This window comes from Porphyromonas sp. (assembly GCF_030529325.1).
GTDB lineage: Bacteria > Bacteroidota > Bacteroidia > Bacteroidales > Porphyromonadaceae > Porphyromonas_A.
In genome coordinates, this window is the sequence record NZ_JAUMXC010000038.1 from 1 (window position 1) to 20,299 (window position 20,299).

Here is a 20,299-nt window from a genome sequence, read left to right on the forward strand (position 1 = left end):
CTATGGGGCCTCAAACCAACATTGCAGAGTAGATAATCCAATCGGAAGCTTACTACATCCTAAGTCTCAAAGGCAATCAAAAACATTTGTATGAGGATGTTCAGGATTGCTTCACAGGACAATACAGGTGCCATAGTTATTAGATCTTGGAGAAAAATCATGGTGGTATTGAGAAACGAACCTGTATCACATTATCAGCGTCAGAGATCTTTGACGAGGAGGAATATAGTCAATGGCGAGGCTTAAGAAGTTTAATCCAAGTGGAGCGTGAGATTAGTAGTTCAGAGGGAGAAATACGCATAGATAAGCAGTATTATATCAGCAGTTTACCACCCGAAGATTGTCAATCAATTGGGCAATATATTCGAGGACATTGGGGGATTGAGAACAGGCTCCACCGGCATTTGGATTCAATCTTTAGAGAAGATGCCTGCCGAGCCCGAAAGGACTACTCTGCCACGAATTTAAACACCTTGAGAAAGTTCGCTTTAGCCATTGTTTCTCAGTATAAAGACAAACTATCCTTACGGAAGAGGTTATTCAAAGCCGCTCTGAATATAGACTATCTCAAAAAGATACTAAAGATTTGATGCGGTTACCCTGTTTCACCTCAAAGATCTTCGTCAAGTCTTTGTTATCCTATCATTCTTTAATCTTTTAATGGGAGACAGATTAAAACTTTGTTATTATCCCAATTGTCGGTAAAATGGTACCATAGGAAACATGTAACTCTCGTATCAACTGTCTGTTACTTGGATCTTTGGGATCTTCCATTATTTTTCCGGCCTCATCTTTATTTGTGTAGATGGGAGCGTTCGTAGACTTAAAGTTATACACGTTTTGTATATCAACATAGAGGTTCAGCATCCACTTCTTGAAGTAAAACTCTTTGTCTACGCGTATGTCCAATTGGTGAGATGCAGGTAGGCGCAGTTGATTGAATTTTTTATAGTCGATGTATGCTTGATTGTTTATACTCCAGGCTTTTTTGTCTGTTGATTTTTCTACATCTATAGGAGAGTAGGGAGCTCCGCCGATGTATCTCCATCGAGTTGCGATGTTCCAGTCTTTTCCGATTTTATAACTTGCCATAATGTTGAGCATATGTTTGGTATCCCACGAAGAGGGAATCAACTGACCTTTCCCATTTGTAAACTCGCTGCGAAACAGTGTGTAGGTCGCAGTGATATCTAGATTGTGCCAAGATCTGACTTGTCCTACAAACTCTATGCCGTAAGCACGACCCTCTTCGGTGGATGAGATAGCTTCGTCTCCGACTTGACCATATTCTACTCCCTTACTGGCAAGGCTGATACTGTCAGACAAGGATAATGGATAGTCATGGTAATACTTGTAGAATCCTTCGACACTGAGGCGCAATATTTTGTTTGGACGATAATCAAGTCCCAAAACAGTCTGATCTGATTTAATGTACTTGATACCGTCATGTTGATTGACAAGTACCCCCTTTTCATCCTTAAATCCGAGCGTAGTATAGGCAGGTTGCATCGCATATCTGCCTATGTTGCCGTTCATGTCAAGTTTAGGTGTTATGGCATAGGATATAGAAAATCGAGGAGAAAGTTGGTTGAGAGGATTTTTCATATTTCTATTGTAAGTATTCCCCATTAAATTCGCTCCTAGGGATAACTTCAGCCTGTTATCGAAGAAATCCTTTGATACCTGTGCAAATGCCTGATAACTAAAGAGAGATAGGGTACTATTGTAGTTTATTCTTTTGAGATTTCCTCCCGTGTAAGTCAGACGTTCTGTTTCGTTGGTGTAATTTGCATATTCAATTCCAACACCTGTCAGTAGTTTGAATGGTAAGGCTGTAAATGCTCGTTCGTATCTCAATTTGTTTTCGACCTCATCCGATAGGTACTCTGATATTTTAGGTCGATTTTTATCGTTGCCCATGTATTTGTAATTGCTGTTTCGCAACATATTTCTACTCAGTACCCATGTGTCTATATGTCGATCTCCGAAGTGCTTGTATATAGCTCCTATGGTATAGTTCCATTGTTTGAACTCGGGTAGGTAGCTTAGCAGATACTTCTGGCTTTCTGTTCCTGTCTTCTCAAGGCTTCTATTAAGAGTCATATGATCTATGGCTCCGAGGGTTGTGATGCTTATCTCATTTTTAGGATTGATTTGATGTTTGTACTTAATCTGAAAGTCATTGTATGTGGGTAAGAAAGGGAGCTTTATGGCTTTGAAGAGGAACTGAAGATATGATTGTCTTGCAGAAACAATGAAGGTTGAGTTTTTTCCCAAAGGCCCATCAATGGTGAGAGCCGCATCTGATGCCCCTATGGATACTTTGGTATGTATCCGATCTTTATTACCCTCTCTTTGTTTTATATCCATTACGGAACTCAATGTGTTGGCCTTATTTGCTGGAAATGCTCCGGTATAGAATGTTATCTCACGTATAAAATCAGGATTGATGATACCAACCACTCCCCCAGATGCTCCTTGTGTCGAGAAGTGATTGATCACGGGTAACTCTATACCATCGAGATAGAAGACATTTTCTGCCGGCCCTCCACCTCGGACAATGAGGTCATTACGATTAGGATCAGTCGCTCCTACTCCCGGGAGCGTCTGCACAAGTTTGGAAATATCCCTGTTCGCTCCCGCACTTTTTTCTATCTGCTGTACTCCTAAGGAGAGTACAGATAGAGGACTGTCAACACGTTTTAGGAGAAGATTTGGACGCACAGTGACTTCTTGAAGGGAAGTTGTAAACTCCTCAACGGGAATTTCTAAATAGGTTGTCTGATTACCTTGTACCTGAATCTCTTCAGAGAGCGTAGGCTCAAATCCTACAGCCCTGACCATGAGTTTGAAAAAGCCTGGTTTTACATTGTTTATTACAAACTTGCCATCAATATCTGAGGTTGAGCCTGCAGAGAACCCCTGTACCATTATTGTCGCAAATTCGACCGGTCCGTTGGAGCGTGCGTTGAGGAGTCGTCCTTTTATAGTTCCCGTCTGGGAGTAAGCCATGAATGTGAAGCTGATAACTAAAGCTATAGTCAGTGTTATTTTTCTATGGATCATAAGCTTCTTAGGTATTTTGTTTAGAATCTAATTATATGGTTAATATTTGTGAGAGAGTCCGAAGACTTTTCACCTTGAGAAGCATAAAATTTCGCACCTGACTCTTGTAGTTTTCAGACATGAACTGTCCGCTCACCTTTCTAAAAACAGCTCTTGTCCTCAAAAGGTTCGTTGAAAGGATCAAAAACAATGATAATCTCACACATAAATTGAGTTTGGAATGAGATTCGATTTAGGAGAAGAGAGAACATCAAAAGTCAAGGCGTTTGATAAAATGATATATTTAAATTTATTCAATCAAGTTAAATTCTCTTTTTGATCAGTCTTTACTCCTGATATCCCCCAAAAATATGGTTATATACGAGAGCCTTTACTTTTTAAGATTGCTATACTGATTCAGAACAATATATCTGAAGTGTTGATACGATGTAAAAAGGTCTATTTTAGAGGTGAGTAGAAGGATATAATGAATTCCTATCATATCTTATTTACAGCTGTTTATAAAGTCAAAAAAAATGTCTGGAATAAACAGTCATACTACCTACTAATCGGTAGCAATTAAATTGTGTTATAAATTGTTTGTACCCAAATGTTGTGAAACAAATATATTCTCTTAACTTTGTCAAAGTAATTAAACCCGTTGATAATAGTACAATACATTATTTTTTTACCTCTTATTTGTTGTTTTAAAAACTATGTGGTTATTTAACTCCTCCATTGGAAGGAAGTTTGTCATGAGTCTATCAGGCTTCTTTCTTGTTTTCTTTTTATTGTTCCACAGTTCTGTGAACCTTGTTGCCGTATTTTCTGAAAGTGGATACAATTCTATCGGTCACTTCCTCGGTACAAATCCGGTTGTAGCACTTATGGTGCCAATTCTTGCATTGGGCTTTGTTATCCACATTATTTATGCAACAGTTTTAACTGTACAGAACAGAAGAGCTCGTGGTAATGATCGTTATGCAAAGAGTGCGAACGTAGGAGTGCAATGGGCATCTAAGAATATGTTCGTCCTTGGTGTTGTCGTACTCGGCGCTCTAGGTTGGCACTTATCTCATTTTTGGGCAAAGATGCAGCTGTATGAGTGGACAGGCCGTCCCTCGGAAGAAGGTTTTGCGTTGATTCAAGTGACTTTCTCAGATCCTATCATTGTTGTGTGCTATATTGTATGGTTCGTAGCCATATGGTTTCACCTCACACACGGATTTTGGAGTATGTTTCAATCTATAGGATTTAGCAACGATATTTGGTACAAGAGACTCAAGAACCTCGGTATTGTAGTCGCTACCATCATCTGTCTGATGTTTACATTTGTTGCTGTAGCTTTCTATCTGAATAGTATTGGAGCATGGGATTCTGTCGGTCACCTTTGGACGATTGGAGCTCACTGATTTTTGTGATATTTCTTTCTAAGATTACTCAATTACGACATATATAATCATGGCAAAATTAGATCCTAAAATACCACAAGGTCCATTAGCGGACAAGTGGAATAACTATAAAAGTCATCAGAAACTCGTCAATCCGGCCAACAAGCGCCGTTTGGATGTCATCGTCGTAGGTACAGGTCTTGCGGGAGCTTCTGCGGCTGCATCGCTTGCAGAGATGGGCTTCAACGTGTTTAATTTCTGTATTTCAGACTCACCTCGTCGAGCTCACTCCATTGCTGCACAAGGTGGTGTCAATGCTGCTAAAAATTATCAAAATGACGGAGACTCTGTCTATCGTCTCTTTTATGATACTATCAAAGGTGGAGATTACCGTGCAAGAGAGGCTAACGTGTATCGTCTTGCCGAAGTATCCAATTCTATCATTGACCAGTGTGTGGCTCAGGGTGTTCCTTTTGCACGCGAGTATGGCGGTCTTCTTGACAACCGTTCTTTTGGTGGAGCACAGGTGTCCCGTACGTTCTATGCTCGAGGTCAAACCGGGCAACAGCTTCTTCTCGGTGCTTACTCTGCTCTCTCTCGCCAAGTTGGTAAAGGTACTGTAAAGCTTTACACTCGTCATGAGATGCTTGATGTTGTTATAATAGATGGTCGTGCTCGTGGTATCCTTGTGCGTGACCTTGTGACTGGAGAGATCAAGAGATTTGCAGCTCATGCAGTTGTTATCGCAACAGGTGGTTATGGTAATACATTCTTCCTTTCCACTAATGCTATGGCATCAAATGGCTCTGCTGCATGGCAGTGCTATAAGAAAGGCGCAATGTTTGGTAACCCATGTATGGCGCAGATACACCCTACGTGTATCCCTGTTCACGGAGACTTTCAGAGTAAACTCACCCTCATGTCAGAGTCTCTCCGAAATGATGGACGTATTTGGGTCCCTAAGAAGATTGAAGATGCTGTGGCGATCCGTGAAGGCAAACTAAAACCTACTCAGATTAAGGAGGAAGACAGAGACTACTATTTGGAGCGTCGCTACCCTGCGTTTGGTAACCTTGTTCCTCGTGACGTGGCATCTCGTGCAGCGAAAGAACGCTGCGATGCTGGTTATGGTGTCGGTACAGGTCAGGCAGTGTATCTTGATTTTGCACATGCTATCAACAGACTTGGTAAGGATGTGGTGGAAGCCCGTTATGGTAACCTCTTCCAAATGTATGAAAAGATCACTAACGATAATCCGTACGAGACTCCAATGATGATCTTCCCTGCTATCCACTATACCATGGGTGGAGTCTGGGTCGATTACGAATTGCAGACAACTATACCGGGTCTCTTTGCTATCGGTGAGGCTAACTTCTCTGATCACGGAGCTAACCGTCTCGGTGCTTCTGCTTTGATGCAAGGTCTTGCAGACGGTTATTTTGTGTTGCCTTATACCATTCAAAACTATCTTGCGGATCAGATACAGGTGCCAAGATTCAGTACAGAACTTCCTGAGTTTGCAGCTGCTGAAAAGGCTCTCCAAGATCGTATCAACAGGTTGATGGCTATAAAGGGTAAGAGATCTGTAGATAATATCCACAAAGAGCTTGGTCATATCATGTGGGACTTTGTAGGTATGGGCCGTGATGCTGATGGGCTTAAGCAAGCTATTGACAAGCTTAAAGCATTGAAAAAAGAGTTCTGGAGCAATGTTTATATCCCCGGAGAATCTGCTGATCTCAATGTGGAGCTCGAAAAGGCTCTTCGTCTTGCTGATTTTATTGAGATTGGAGAACTCATGGCTCACGACGCTCTTGACAGAGAAGAATCTTGCGGTGGACACTTCCGACTCGAACATCAGACTGAAGAAGGTGAAGCTCTTCGCCATGATGAGACGTTTGCTTATGTTTCATGTTGGGAATATCAAGGCGAAGATAAAGATCCTGTGATGTACAAGGAGCCCCTTGATTATGAATTCATCGTACGTCAGCAACGTAACTATAAGAACTAATACTTGTGTGTCACATTTTCAAATAGAAGAATTGATTTTATGGATAAGAATATAAATATCAAAGTGAAAGTTTGGAGACAGAGGAGTGCCAAGGAAAAGGGATTCTTCGAGACACATGAGCTCCAAAATGTCTCTCAAGGAAGTTCGTTCCTTGAGATGATGGATATCCTCAATGAAAAGATCATCAAGGAGGGCGGTACACCTGTTGCTTTTGACCATGACTGTCGAGAAGGTATTTGTGGTATGTGCTCACTCTATATAGATGGGGTAGCCCATGGCCCTGACTCTGCTATCACAACTTGTCAATTGCATATGCGCAAGTTTAATGATGGAGATACAATCACTGTAGAGCCTTGGCGTTCGGCAGGTTTCCCTGTCATACGAGATCTTATGGTAGATCGTACAGCATATGACAAGATTATTCAAGCAGGAGGATTCGTTTCTGTCAATACAGGAGGTGTTCCTGATGCTAACGCCATACCTATCCCTAAGCACGATGCAGATTTGGCGATGGACGCGGCTGCATGTATCGGATGTGGAGCATGTGCAGCTGCATGTAAAAATGGCTCGGCCATGCTTTTCGTTTCTGCAAAAGTCAGTCAGTTTGCCCTCCTTCCTCAAGGTCGTGTAGAGGCTGCTCGCCGTGCTAAGGCTATGGTGGCTAAGATGGACGAATTGGGTTTTGGTAACTGTACAAATACTCGTGCGTGCGAAGTATCATGCCCTAAGTCTATTTCTGTGAGCAACATCGCCCGTCTCAATAGAGAGTTCCTCAAAGCGAAGTTCAAAGATTAAACTTTAGATCAGACGAAGAATATTGGTGCGTAGTCCTTGTTAAAAAGGGCTACGCATTTTTTTATCATCATAATGATATAGTGTTGCTATTTTAGCAATTCTGTTGTTATTTGTCAAAATATAAGTGAGGATATATGGCTGATATAGGTTACAGGTAAGGCTCCATTTAGAGAGATTATGCTTATTATTAGGAAGTCAATTTTAGATTAGGCTTGACTGAAACTGATACATCCCCTTCTTATTCAATTGTTCTGCTGTTATAGATATCAAAATAAGGATGAAGGATGTACATCTCTCTAAATCGATGTGTCTACCTTGATCAATCGATGTGCTTACTTTGACGTACCAGGTTATGCAACTTTTCAGGGGGATTTCAGATCAAAAATTTAACAGTGAAAAGTTTATCTGATTAGGCGATTCAGATAAAGAGGTATGCTTATAGGCTTCAATCTCATATCTGGTTTAAGCTTGGGTTCCAAATTATTTTCTATGCCGTATAAAGACAGAAAAGACTAACTTTGTACAACTTATAATAAAAATTCCGAGTATATATCAAAATAAACCACACATATGAACATCACAAAAGAAGAGTTACTCCTTCGTTGTCAGAAGGTAAGTAAAGCATTGGTGGAGAGTGGATGCGACTCCATTCTGCTTCGTAGTATTCCGAATCATATCTACCTTACAGGTAGTGTTTTTTTAGGGTTTACTTTTCTCAAGGTAGGACATGAACCCATTTTTTTTGCTGAAAAACCATCTCAGGTACTTGACGGCTATGATCGCACCCACAATATCAGGAAGCCGGAACAAATGCCGGAAATACTTGCAGAGTATGGTTACGAAATTACCGAACAGACTTGCATTGAAGCTTCCACTTTACCTTTTGCTGAGTACCAACGTTTGAGTAAACTCTCCAAACAGGGAGTATTTTCTTTTGTAGATGCTTCAGTTTTGATGCGTAATGTCCGTAGTATAAAGACCCCTACTGAGATAGAGATCATCCGTAGTGCTGCTATCCCTCATATGGAGATATATAAAATTGCACCTTCCTTATTCAAAAAAGGTATGACAGACCTTGAGTGGCAGTTTGCAATTGAGTATGAGATGCGTAAGCGTGGATCAATTGGTGTCTTCAGGTGTTTTGGCTCTCGAATGGAGATCTTTATGGGCAATATAGCAGCCGGTATTAATGCAAACGTCTCTGCTCCTTATGACTTTACTATGGGCGGAGCCGGGGCACCGGCTATGCCGATGGGAGCCTGTGGGCAGCCTATCACAGAAGGAATGGCACTAATGCTCGATATGGCCGGGAACTATAGCCCGTATAATACAGACATAACGCGTGTTTATGCTTGTGGTCAGATAGAACCTGAAGCTGTGCGTGCCCACAATCTCTCCATAGAGATGCACCGCTACTTTCAATCTCATGCAAAACCCGGAGTGGAGTTGTCGGAGATATATAACCACTGTGCAGAGATGTCTGAAGAAGCGGGATTGTCACGACATTTTATGGGACAGGATCATCAGGTTAAGTTCGTTGGTCATGGGGTAGGCATTGAGATCAATGAACCGCCTGTGATGACACCAAGATGGAAAGGCGTATTCGAGCCTGGAATGACTATGGCATTTGAACCAAAATTTGTCATTGCGCCCACTGGCGCGCTTGGTGTTGAAAACACTTATCTCGTTACAGAAAATGGGGTGGAAAACCTTACTCCTCTTCCAGAAGAGATTGTTTATCTTTGATGAAAGTATTCATTGATATGAATGCCAAAGTTAGTTGTATATGAATAAACTATTTTCACGCTTTCTTATAATAGCAATACTCCTAAATGTACTATTTGACAGTATAGCTGTAGGAGCGACATCTGATAAGGAAGTAAAGCCTGTAAAAAATGTTATTTTGATGATTGCAGATGGGGCCTCCCTTCCTGCAATATCCTTGGCTCGTTGGTATCAGCGTACTCAGGATCCATCAAATATCCGTCTGCACATAGACCCTTATATTTCGGGAACTATTCTCACATATTGTTCCAATGCACCCATAGGAGACTCAGCTCCTACCACATCGTGCTATATGACTGGGATTCCTTCTATCAAAGGCTTCGTCTCGACCTATCCATATTCGGATGGTAAAGATGATCTTGTTCCCCTTGAGGCTTCGAGAGAATATAGCCCTGTGATGACACTCATGGAAGCAGCCCGCATAACTCAAAGTCGTAAGACCGGACTCGTTTTCACCTGTGAATTTTCTCACGCTACTCCTGCAGACTGTACTGCTCATAGCTACAACCGCAGGCGAAAAGAGTGGATAGTACCTCAGATGGTGCACAGTAGTCTGGATGTTGTTCTTGGTGGTGGCGTCGCCCTTATGACACCCGAACTGAAAAGCTTTTTGGAGGATTACGGGACTTCTGTTTATCTCAATGATATCGAGGGGATGAGAGCACATGAAACCGGTAAGATGTGGGGGCTTTACAGCAACATGGATATGCCTTATGATATTGACAGGGATCCCAAGAAGGTGCCTTCGCTTGCTGAGATGGCAGAGGTTGCCATAAGACATCTTGATCGTGACAACGAAGAGGGTTTTGTCTTGATGATCGAGGGTAGCAAGGTAGATTGGGCTGCTCATGCCAACGATCCGGTTGGTATTGCCACTGAGTTTCTTGCATTTGATAAGGCTTGTAAAGTTGCTATAGATTTTGCCAAAAAAGATAAGAATACAGTTGTTATCATAACTTCTGATCATGGTAACAGTGGATTAAGTATTGGTGTTCAAGGCCTTGATGATTATTCCGGAGCTTCACAAGATCAACTTTTCGGTTTGCTCACGAAGGTTAAGAAAACGGCAGATGGTATAGCAGAGATATTACAACAAGTGCCTTTTGAGCAGGCAGCGAAAGTATTTCGAGATGAAGCGATGATCGAGCTTACTGTTGAGGACTTGGAGAAGCTTAAACATGTGGACGGTTATAAACAAAGTCCCTTGCTTGAAAAGGAGCGTAACATAGGTAAGTTTGAGAAAGAGGCTCTTTACTCCGGCTCCTTATCCTCTTTTGTCGCAGAGATCTTCCGCAAGAATATGTACTTTGGCTTCACAACTCATGGACATACCGGAGAGGATGTTCTCCTTGCAGTTTATGCTCCCGAAGATACTCATAGACTTGTGGGATTCAATACCAATATTGAGTTGCATGAATATATGAAAAAGTTACTTGATATAGAACCAAGTATGTTGGATCTGACAGATGAGTATTTTGTCCCTCATGATAAGCTATTTCAAGGGCTGAAATACGTGATCAATGGCAACAAGCCTCAAGAGAAACAACTTGTCGTAAAGTATAAGGGAAGAACGATGACTATACAGGCCTTTTCCTCGGAAGTTAAAATCAACAAACGTGTGATAAGGACCAAAACTCCCGCTGTGTATGTGGATAAGAAAGATCTATTTTATATCAATAGAACTCTGATTGAGGAGTTGAAAAAGTAAGATGTTATCTTTCATGACGATAATACTCAATTATCCTATCATCGGTGATAAAGCTGTCGATCAGCTTGGCAGATTTCAATAACGGAACAGAGATGCCCTCTTCGAGAATATCGAAGGGGGCTTTTTCTATCCGGGCTTCATCCCATAGTCCCACTTCTATGAATGATAATAAGGTATAACTTCCTCCTTCAACAAGCAAGGAGGTTATTTCCGAATCGTTCAAGTATGAAATCAGTTCATCAAGTATTGTTGATTTGTCTCTTACTTGGAGGATCTTACACTTGTATTTATTAGGATCGATGGATGTTTGGGTTGTTACTACTGTCCATCTCTCCGCATCCCTGTAATTCTCTAATATATTGAGACTTTTAGCATCAGGGTCGATTACAAAAGGTTGAGGAGATGGACCTGTCCAAAGTCTGTTGGAAAGTTTTGCCTGATCCAGTACCAATGTCTTTATACCGACTAGTATCGCTGAGTGACGGGATCTTTCTCTGTGGACTAACCCGGAAGTGAAGGGCGTCGAGAATATCATCGGAGCCCCTCCTTCCCTCTTTTTGTCCATGTACCCATTTCTACTTTGTGCCCACTTTAGAGTGATGAAAGGACGATGTCTTTCCTGATTTGTCATGAAGACTTTTGCTACCTCTCTGCACTCTGACTCAAGAACTCCCACCGTTACTTTGACATTATTTGATCGCAGGATGTCGATACCTTTTCCGGCCACGAGTGGATTGGGATCTGTTGTCCCAATTATGACTCTTGGTATCCCTTTCTCTACAATCATCTTAGCACAGGATGGAGTCCGTCCGATGTGTGCACAGGGCTCAAGTGTAACGTACATAGTAGATTGAGGTACAAGCTCTCTGTCTTCCGGCTTGACACTTTTCAAACACTCTACTTCCGCATGTCCTTGTCCTCTTTTTTTGTGATAACCTTCACCGATGATGCGAGTAGAACCATCTTTTTCTTCATAGGCCAGCACTGCCCCCACATGAGGATTGGGACTCACAGATTGTGGATCTGATTGTCTTGCCAATTGTATCGCTCGTCTCATAAATATGTCACTGCTCGCTGTCATAGGTCTGTAAATAATTGGGGATAAAATCTTAAATTTGCCTTTAATTGTGGGGGGCTCACTTTTTATCTAAATAGACAATATGATCCCAATCAGGAGTTTCAAAGACGATATCACTCGACAGCTGATGCCTTACTATCCTCAAGAAGAAGCGGAGGCTATTTCCCGACGCTTGCTTGAAGAGGCTTTTGGGCAGCCTTATCCTATGCTTGTGATCACACCTCCCAAAGATACACAATTTCGTGAGGGGCAAGAAACAATTCTGCTGTGGATAGGACGTCTGAAGAGAAAAGAACCCCTTCAGTACATCTTGAGTTATACGATCTTTGATGGCCTGTCGATCAATGTGCGTCCCGGTGTCCTCATTCCCCGTATGGAAACCGAAGAGCTGTGCCAACGTATCCGAGATCATTTTACTTCAGATAAAAGAGAAATTAAAGCCATAGATATCTGTACGGGAAGTGGATGCATAGCTCTCTCCTTAGCAAATTCATTTTCTCAAGCCAAAGTTGAAGCTCTTGACTGGAGCGATGAGGCTCTGTCTGTCGCAAAAGATAACTTTTCGTCATATCCGGAACTGAGCCATCGGTTGACTCTTATCAGGGCAGATATCCTTTCCGGCTCTTATAAGCCTGATTATGACTTTTACGATATAGTAGTGTCCAATCCTCCATATGTTATGGATCGGGAACGGACTGAGATATTGCCTCATGTATTAGACTATGAGCCAAGCATGGCGCTTTTTGTTTCGGATGATGATCCTTTGATTTTCTATAAGTCCATACTGCAATATTTTTCGAGGAGGCTTGCTCGGGAGGGACTCCTGGCTTTTGAGATTAATCAATCCTTTGGGAAAGAGACTGTTGCTCTTTGTGAGGAATATGGACTTAATGCGATACTCGAACAAGATCAGTACGGCAGAGATCGCTTTGTGTTTGCAACTCCAAAATATTAGTTTATAATGGATGAAAAAGAGCTGAAGCGTTTGATCTCCAAAGCTGAGTCATATTGTGTCAAGGGGGAAAAATCTCCTCTGGAAGTCATCTACAAACTGAGAGATTGGAGCGGTGGAGAAATAGACCAACAAAGTATAAACTTAATCATTGCTCGTTTGACAGAGGATAGATACCTTGATGTCGAAAGGTATGTCTCAGCCTTTGTTTCCGATAAGGTAAGATTCAGCAAACATGGGCCTGTCAAAATTCGTTTTGCCTTGCGAGAGAAAGGAATAGAAGATCGAGTGATAGATGAGGCCATCAGCCGTGTTTCTTCTGAGACATGGCTTGAATTGCTCTCCGATTTTCTCCGAAAGAAACTTTCCTCTGTAAAATCTGAAAATCCCTATCAACTGCGAGACAAGTTGTTCAGAGCTGCATATAGCCGAGGGTTTACTACGGATCTCATTAATAGGGCTTTGAGTTCCCTTGATGATATAGATGGATTGGATTGATTCAATCATATCTTTTCTCCTGCCAAGCTACTGTATCGGATGTCATGATCGACTGTCCAAGGAGCATGCGCATATCTGTGACACGTGTTTTGAGTTGCTCCCTCGCTATGAAGGCATGGAAACCTTTTATCACCCTCATGATCGTATCGAGGGATTTGTTCCTTTTTCTGAGATTCGCTCTGATCTCATCTTTACCGAGCATTCGACGGTTCGCAAGCTTATTCACCGGATAAAATATGAGGGGTATCCTGATCTTGGCTACCGGATAGCAAAGCATTTTGCTATGAGACATCTCGAGCTTGCACATTTTTCGGATGTTTCTGCTATTATCCCTGTCCCCATCACTTATCAACGGCTGTGGAGTAGGGGGTACAACCAATCCAAGGCTATCGCTCAGGGAATTGCCGATGCATATGGACTTCCAATTGTGGAAGAGGCTTTGAAGCGTACATCCGGATCTACCCAGACCAATAGAGATAAAGTCTCTCGATGGGAGGCTATGGGTGGTGTGTTTTCAGGAAAGAGTGGTGTTCTCGAAGGACGTAGAGTACTGCTTGTGGATGATGTCCTGACATCCGGAGCGACAGTAGTTCATGCTGCAAAGGCTTTATATGATGACTGTAAAGTCGAGAGTGTGTCTGTCTATACGCTTGCCTTGGATGTTTATCTTTGATCTTTCCTAGAAGAGATGTATACTGAAAAACTTATCTACTTTAATTCATCAAGGTAGCCAACTTAATTTATCAAGATAGTTAACTTGATTCATCAAGGTAGCTACATTGATTTCACGAGATAAGATCCTTTCATAAGTGGATTGAAAAATACATATATTTAGGTATATGGCGATTGAAAAATGCTTATTCTTGGGGATTTCAGGGACGTGATATCCTATGTACCTTCGTAGCAAAATCAAACTCAAGCAGAATATGCGAGAAGAAAGAGGCTTTCCTCGTTTGGTACTTAATTTCTCAGTAGTCAAGCTATTATTTCTTTTTATATTATACATGACCTCTCCGATTATTTTCGGGAGGGCTTTTGTTTGTGCTCAGGAGGCCTCAAGTCTCTCGGTGTTGGTAATAGACGGAGAGAGTCTTGAGCCTTTGCCTGGAGCAATCGTGCGACTCTCAGGCGCAGAAGCAACTAAGATCAAGCGAACCAACATGAATGGTATGGCTTGGCTGAAAGATATACCATCAGGAAAGTATCAACTAAAAGTCTCGTTTGTGGGTTATGAGGAGTACCATAGGAGTATAGATATACTGAAATCAGACTCCTTGAAAATTTTCCTCATTCCTCACAATAAAACACTTAGAGAATTTGTCGTAACTGCATCTGAATCCAGAGGTCTTACGAGTGCCTCCAAGATAGGTCAGGATGCTATGAGACACCTGCAACCTTCGAGTTTTTCTGATTTGCTTGAACTTTTACCCGGGGGATTTTCAAAAGATCCAAACTTGACCACACCCAATGCAATCAGACTCCGGGAGCCAGTCATCCCTGCTGTCAGTCGTATGCCGGGCATGCCTTATGCTTCGACTGATAAGTATCCAACTCTTTCTCTTGGTGTGACATTTTTGGTGGATGGTATTCCTTTGGTCAATGATGCCTCCATGCAGGTGGTTGATGGAGCATGGGATCCTACGGTGACTTCGCGTGAATTTGTAAATAAGGGAGTAGATATGCGTAGCGTATCAGTGGATGATATAGAGGAGGTTGAGATCGTGAGAGGGATACCTTCCGTAGAATATAGCAATCTCACAAGCGGGCTCATTAAAATAAAGAGAAAGCGAAGCTACAACACCTTCAATATTCGATTTAAGGCAGATATGAAGAGCCATCTCTTCAATCTTAGCAAGGGTTTTCAAAATCTTTGGAAAGGCTTTGATCTAAGTCTCGGAGTGGATTATATACATTCTAAAAGAGATCCTCGCAACATAAGGGAAACTTATAAACGGATGGGATTTTCAACCAAGGGGACACAGAAGTGGAACACCTCTTGGGCAAAGGTGACATGGGACTTAAATCTTGATTATATCGGGTCGTTTGACAATGATAAAGTCGATCCGGATGTCAACAATAATAATCTTGATGACTACAAGTCCTCATACCAAAAACTTATGGGTAGTCAGTCATTATTATTCAAGTTTAATGACCCTTCATGGATATCAGAGTTATCTTTGGATGGCTCATATAGTGCAAGTATTGAGCGGGTCGTTATCGATCGGTTTGTTGAGCTTTCGAGGGGACTTATCTATACAGACACAAAGGAGCAGGGTGCCCATGATGCCAGGTATTATCCTTATAAGTTTGATGCTCATCATGAGGTAGATGGGCGTCCACATCATGCATTTTTGAAGTTGAAGGGGGTGTCTAACCTCCGATTGTTTGCAACAAAACACAATCTTATATATGGGGTGACGTGGGACTATCTTCACAATAAAGGTAAAGGGGCTATTTTTGACTCTCATAAGCCGGTCTACCCTCACGCAAATGCTCGAGCTAGAGCATTTCATGAAATTCCTGCAAGGCAAAATCTTTCTATATATCTGGAGGACAGGGCTTCGGTATCTATCGCTCAGAATACATTGACAGTGATGGGAGGTCTTTCTGCAAATAAACTTTTGGGAATAGACGATAGATACAAATTGTCCGAGCATTGGTATATCGATCCGAGGCTTAATGTCCGTTTGGCCTTCTCAGATATTCCTATTAAAGGAAAGCCCATGAAGCTGGCTCTTAATGGAGGAGTAGGGTGGCATTCTCGTTTCCCTACTATTTTGCAGCTATTTCCGGAGCTTGACTATGTGGACTTGGTGCAGTTAAATTATGATCCATCTAATGAAACTCGGAGACGAGCCAATATTTTCACTTATATTATAAGTACTGAAAACTTTGACCTTGCTCCTGCTCGCAATTTCAAATGGGAAGTGCGTGGGGACATGGATTGGAATGGATATAGCTTTTCAGCAACTTATTTTAATGAGAGGATGAGAAATGGTTTTAGACCTGATGTTCAGTTACATTTTCTATCTTTCAAGAGATACGATACTTCAGGGTTGGACCACGAAACTTTGACGGGACCTCCAACTCTGGAAGATCTTCCCTTTACCGAACGTATAATCTTTTATGGGGCTCCTAAAACCTCCAATGGCAGTGAAAGTTATAAGTATGGCATCGAGTGGATAGGATCTACTCCCAGGTATGTAAATCTTAATACTCGTTTGACTTTTACAGGGGCTTGGATCAAGAGCATTCATCGTAACAGCCTCCCTCAATACTACCGCCCCAATGTGATATTAGGTGGGGAGGAGTTGCAATATATAGGTATTTATGATGATACCGAAGGAACTGAGACAGAGTCTCTCACAACAGATTTGAGATTAGACGGCTACTTTCCTCGTATAGGCTTTGAGGTGTCGTTATCATTTCAAACAAATTGGTATGCTTCGTCTATGCGATTGCCTATATCTGAACGTCCGGACAAATATATTGGCTTGGATGGCGTATACCATCCCTATACAGACGAATCAGCTAAGGATGCACGACTGCAGTGGCTTATACGTAATGTGACAGATAGTCTCTTTGATAGATACACTGTGCCTATGTTGACCAATGTAAATCTTAAGGCTACAAAGTTTCTTTTTGACGAAAAGTTGCAACTTGCCCTTTTTGTTAATCGAATATTCGATTATAGTCCCGATTTTGAGAGTAGAGGCATAAAGATCCGACGTCATCAGGTGCCATATTTCGGTATGGAAATAAATATGAAGTTTTAGCTATGATTAGAGTTAAAGATATATTACGTTTGTTTGCTGTCGTAGCGATGTTACTGATCGGGTTAAATGCCTGCAGGACGTTGGATACGGATGATGTCATGTGTGATGCATCGCTCAAACTTCGATTTCCTGATGCAGGAGAAGGGGTGTTCAACCTTGAAATCCAGTTTACCAACATAAATACCAAAGAAGTCATCAAAAAAAGTAATGTCAGGCAATTAGAAGTGCAACAGAGGCTTCTTAAAGGAGTTTATCGGATTCAAGCCAATGGAAATTTTGTTCCTTTAGGTCATCCGAGTGGTGCACTACCATTAGTTGTACGCGGACATCTTGATGCTGTGATATTGACGGGACAACAAGATCCTATCATTGTTCCTCTCATAAGCCTTCAAAAATGATGAAAGTGTCTCGTTTCCAAATACTTTTTTTTCTACTCTTGAATGTCGTAGCTATGAGTGCCTTTGCACAAGACATTGCAAAAGCTATTGACAGTCGAGAGTCACTTTACGGAAAGATATACGCTTCATATAAGGGGCTGTCTTCGCTTCAACACCTCAAGTATGATAGTAGTCTTTCCTCGATTGATCTATCGTACAGTGAAGTATGGCAGCGAGAGTATGGACTCTATCACGAAGGGTTGGGCATCAGGCTTGGAAGATTTTCCGCTTCTACGTATCTCAAAGGTCTGAACGCTCTTTCTATTTGGGGTAATGCTTCGTACTCCAAAGGAAAGGAAAAGAAAGTAAAATGGAATTCCACACTTGACTTTGACCGTCTTTATCCGTACATCGTTGCTGATAGCTTGGGAGGGGATTTTACTGTCGAAAAATATGTGTTCAGTGGAGGATTATCAAAAGCTTTTATCTGGGGTAGTCTCGGGGCTCAAGTTGCTTATAGAGCTACTCAAGGTTTCAGAACGGTTGATCCTCGCCCCCGTGATATTGTCTCAGATTTTGAGATAAGTTTATCATATGCTAAAAATATCGGTGAGAAATATACTTTGGGTGGAGAGATTTCATACGACAGATACAGTCAAGTGGCCAATGTGGAGAACTATAATGAGGTCAAACAATCTCCGGAATGGCTCATGTCCGGTCTTGGAACAGAGTTTAGACGCATTACATTGGGTAAATCTGAGCTCATTTATACCGGACATGAAGCTCAGATCGAACTCTCTCTAGTCCCCAACATTCACAGAGGCTTATATGCCAACTTTATTTATGGATATGGTGCTATACAACGATTGGTCTCTGAACTAAACGTTGCTCCTATCAACGGCTATGGAAAGCATAGAATTTTTTCAAAGGTCGGATATTTGACGAACGTAGGGAAATTGACTTGTGGTATCAATACTAAGCTAAACTATGAACAACGTATAGGTTACGACAATGTATTGGGAAATGCCGGAGCCGGGGAGTATGATGTCATAGCCAAATTAGAGCTCTTTGAGGCAAACAGACTTACCTCTATGATAGAGTTTCCTATAGGGTATGAGCAAAATCAAGGTTTTTCTTGGCGTATTGTCCCCGAAGTAAGTTATGGACAACTACATCTGAGGAATATTTATCCTGATCATCTATTCAAGACAAGTAATATTACTCCGTCTCTCTTGGGTATGATTAAATGGCAGAAGGGCAAAAGTGCAGTTTTGTTCGAGATAAATGGGCTCTATGAGGTCAACCTCTATAATCAATCGAGAGTCCTCAAGGGTGCACTTTCAACATATCTTGTCAACTATCTTGATCATACACTGGAATATCTTTCTCACAACAAACTGCAAGCTTCCATAGGGCTTGAGTATCGGCATATTATCAGCGACAAATATAGCGTAGGTTTCCACTCTCAGTATACTTATAAAAATGTATTGAGAGCCAATCCACATGCTCTTACTATGACAATATCATTTAATTATTAAACTCTAAAAAAGAAGACATTATGAAGTTTACAAAGATTGCATTTTTGCTTCTTCTATTGATCGGATTTTCTTCTTGTAAGAAGGATAATTCTGAAATTATCGAGAAGCAAAAGGTAGAATTAAAGACAGTCCTTCCCTTGGGACTGAAGCATGCAGAGTACCTCAATCGTAGCCTTGAGATTAAAGGACTCGCAGACAACAGCACTACAAAGTTTTCAGACAACGATTTAAAAAACAATGTTATTACTGTGGAACTATATCCCGGTAACTACACTGCAAGTTTCAGTGCCTCTATAAAGTTTAAGGATGAGAAGGGGATATTGAAGGAAGGGTCGGTTTCTTCAACTCTTGATTTTACTGTCGTGCCATCTCCAACAGCACCTTTGCAGATTGAGATACAGCCTAATTACAGTCAGTCTACTTCCGGTTTTGTGATCGAAGAAGTATTCTTTACATCTACGTACACCAAGGATGGAAAACAATATTTCGGAAGTAAGGATCAGTATATCAAGATCTATAACAATTCAAATGAAGTGCTTTATGCTGACAGCTTGGCATTTGTGGTATCTGAGTTTATGACTATAAATGATACTGAGTATAGGCCAAATATCTTAGATAAAGCCATACCCGTTGAGGCTGTATACGTCATTGAAGGGGATGGGGATGATCATCCTATTCAACCCGGGCAGCACATTGTTATTGCGAATGATGCAATAGATCATACGAAGGTAAATGAAAATTCTGCAGACTTATCAAAAGCAAACTTTGAATGGTTTGATAAGTTTGATAACCCAAAGATTCAAGATGTAGATAACCCGGATGTTCCAAATCTTGTTAAATATTATAGTAGTAGTAAAACTATTTACACAATACATAATAGGGGATTTAGGAGTGTTGCGATCGTTCGTATCCCGGTAAATAAAGAACTTTTTGTGAAAGATTATAAGTATGACTACACTTATACATTGGTCACAAATGCCGGTTCATTTGAAATGAAAGGTAACGGATATAAAGTTCCCAACGAATGGATACTTGATGCTGTGAATATCAGCACAAAAGCAGACTTTAAAAAATCAGCGATGGATATCTCATTAGATGCAGGGTATACCTACTGTTTGGAGAATAAGGATGATAAGAATGCTAAAGGAACTGCAATAATCCGTAAGGTGGAGAATATGAACCACGATCGCCGTATCTTGAAAGACACTAATAACTCTACTGAAGACTTCAATCCGAGAATGAAAGCCTCTTTACTTGCTAAATAATTATAGCGGCATTGAAACCATAAAAAGATGGGGCTGTGTCAAAATTCATTTTTGGCTCAGCCTCCTTTTTTATACCTCAT

Annotated in this window: 14 protein-coding genes and 1 pseudogene; 13 read left to right on the plus strand and 2 right to left on the minus strand. The window is 41.3% G+C overall.

The annotated features are described in order from the left end of the window. Positions 1–590 (plus strand): annotated as a pseudogene (locus tag Q4A14_RS06625) (ISAs1 family transposase); the annotation flags it as partial. Between the two features lie 82 nt (positions 591–672). On the opposite strand, the gene Q4A14_RS06630 reads toward Q4A14_RS06625, so the two are convergent. Then, positions 673–3,066 (minus strand): TonB-dependent receptor, encoded by a 2,394-nt coding sequence (locus Q4A14_RS06630; RefSeq protein WP_303170888.1) that lies wholly within the window; start codon positions 3,064–3,066, stop codon positions 673–675. 695 nt (positions 3,067–3,761) lie between these two features. On the opposite strand from Q4A14_RS06630, the gene Q4A14_RS06635 reads away from it, so the two are divergent. From Q4A14_RS06635 to Q4A14_RS06655, 5 genes are all read left to right on the plus strand, one after another. After that, on the plus strand, positions 3,762–4,457 hold the full coding sequence (locus Q4A14_RS06635; protein WP_303170889.1) for a succinate dehydrogenase: 696 nt from the start codon (positions 3,762–3,764) through the stop codon (positions 4,455–4,457). Positions 4,458–4,506: 49 nt separating this feature from the next. After that, positions 4,507–6,447: a fumarate reductase/succinate dehydrogenase flavoprotein subunit gene (locus Q4A14_RS06640; protein ID WP_303170891.1), complete on the plus strand. Its 1,941-nt coding sequence runs from the start codon at positions 4,507–4,509 to the stop codon at positions 6,445–6,447. A gap of 39 nt (positions 6,448–6,486) precedes the next feature. Further along, complete coding sequence (locus tag Q4A14_RS06645) at positions 6,487–7,242, plus strand: succinate dehydrogenase/fumarate reductase iron-sulfur subunit (RefSeq protein WP_303170892.1); 756 nt, start codon at positions 6,487–6,489, stop codon at positions 7,240–7,242. Positions 7,243–7,812: 570 nt separating this feature from the next. Further along, a complete protein-coding gene (locus Q4A14_RS06650) occupies positions 7,813–8,988 on the plus strand; it encodes a Xaa-Pro peptidase family protein (RefSeq protein WP_303170894.1) in 1,176 nt (391 codons plus the stop codon). Between the two features lie 40 nt (positions 8,989–9,028). After that, a complete protein-coding gene (locus tag Q4A14_RS06655) occupies positions 9,029–10,735 on the plus strand; it encodes an alkaline phosphatase (RefSeq protein ID WP_303170896.1) in 1,707 nt (568 codons plus the stop codon). Positions 10,736–10,739: 4 nt separating this feature from the next. On the opposite strand, the gene ribD is transcribed toward Q4A14_RS06655, so the two are convergent. Further along, positions 10,740–11,792, minus strand: a complete 1,053-nt coding sequence (gene ribD / locus Q4A14_RS06660) for a bifunctional diaminohydroxyphosphoribosylaminopyrimidine deaminase/5-amino-6-(5-phosphoribosylamino)uracil reductase RibD (protein ID WP_303170898.1) — start codon at positions 11,790–11,792, stop codon at positions 10,740–10,742. 103 nt (positions 11,793–11,895) lie between these two features. Between ribD and Q4A14_RS06665 the strand changes: the two genes are divergently transcribed. From Q4A14_RS06665 to Q4A14_RS06695, 7 genes are all read left to right on the plus strand, one after another. After that, complete coding sequence (locus Q4A14_RS06665) at positions 11,896–12,768, plus strand: HemK/PrmC family methyltransferase (RefSeq protein ID WP_303170900.1); 873 nt, start codon at positions 11,896–11,898, stop codon at positions 12,766–12,768. A 6-nt stretch (positions 12,769–12,774) separates the two neighbouring features. Beyond that, complete coding sequence (locus Q4A14_RS06670; protein WP_303170901.1) at positions 12,775–13,263, plus strand: regulatory protein RecX; 489 nt, start codon at positions 12,775–12,777, stop codon at positions 13,261–13,263. Beyond that, the gene (locus Q4A14_RS06675) at positions 13,250–13,936 is read left to right on the plus strand and encodes a ComF family protein (RefSeq protein WP_303170902.1); all 687 of its coding nucleotides are present in this window, start codon (positions 13,250–13,252) and stop codon (positions 13,934–13,936) included. The genes Q4A14_RS06670 and Q4A14_RS06675 overlap by 14 nt, the downstream gene beginning before the upstream one ends. 253 nt (positions 13,937–14,189) lie before the next feature. Beyond that, positions 14,190–17,039, plus strand: a complete 2,850-nt coding sequence (locus Q4A14_RS06680) for a carboxypeptidase-like regulatory domain-containing protein (RefSeq protein WP_303170904.1) — start codon at positions 14,190–14,192, stop codon at positions 17,037–17,039. Between the two features lie 2 nt (positions 17,040–17,041). After that, the gene (locus Q4A14_RS06685; RefSeq protein WP_303170905.1) at positions 17,042–17,437 is read left to right on the plus strand and encodes a hypothetical protein; all 396 of its coding nucleotides are present in this window, start codon (positions 17,042–17,044) and stop codon (positions 17,435–17,437) included. 53 nt (positions 17,438–17,490) lie between these two features. After that, positions 17,491–18,954: a DUF6850 family outer membrane beta-barrel protein gene (locus tag Q4A14_RS06690; protein ID WP_303170906.1), complete on the plus strand. Its 1,464-nt coding sequence runs from the start codon at positions 17,491–17,493 to the stop codon at positions 18,952–18,954. Positions 18,955–18,974: 20 nt separating this feature from the next. Next, positions 18,975–20,219, plus strand: a complete 1,245-nt coding sequence (locus Q4A14_RS06695) for a DUF4876 domain-containing protein (RefSeq protein ID WP_303170907.1) — start codon at positions 18,975–18,977, stop codon at positions 20,217–20,219. The last annotated feature ends 80 nt before the right edge of the window (positions 20,220–20,299 follow it).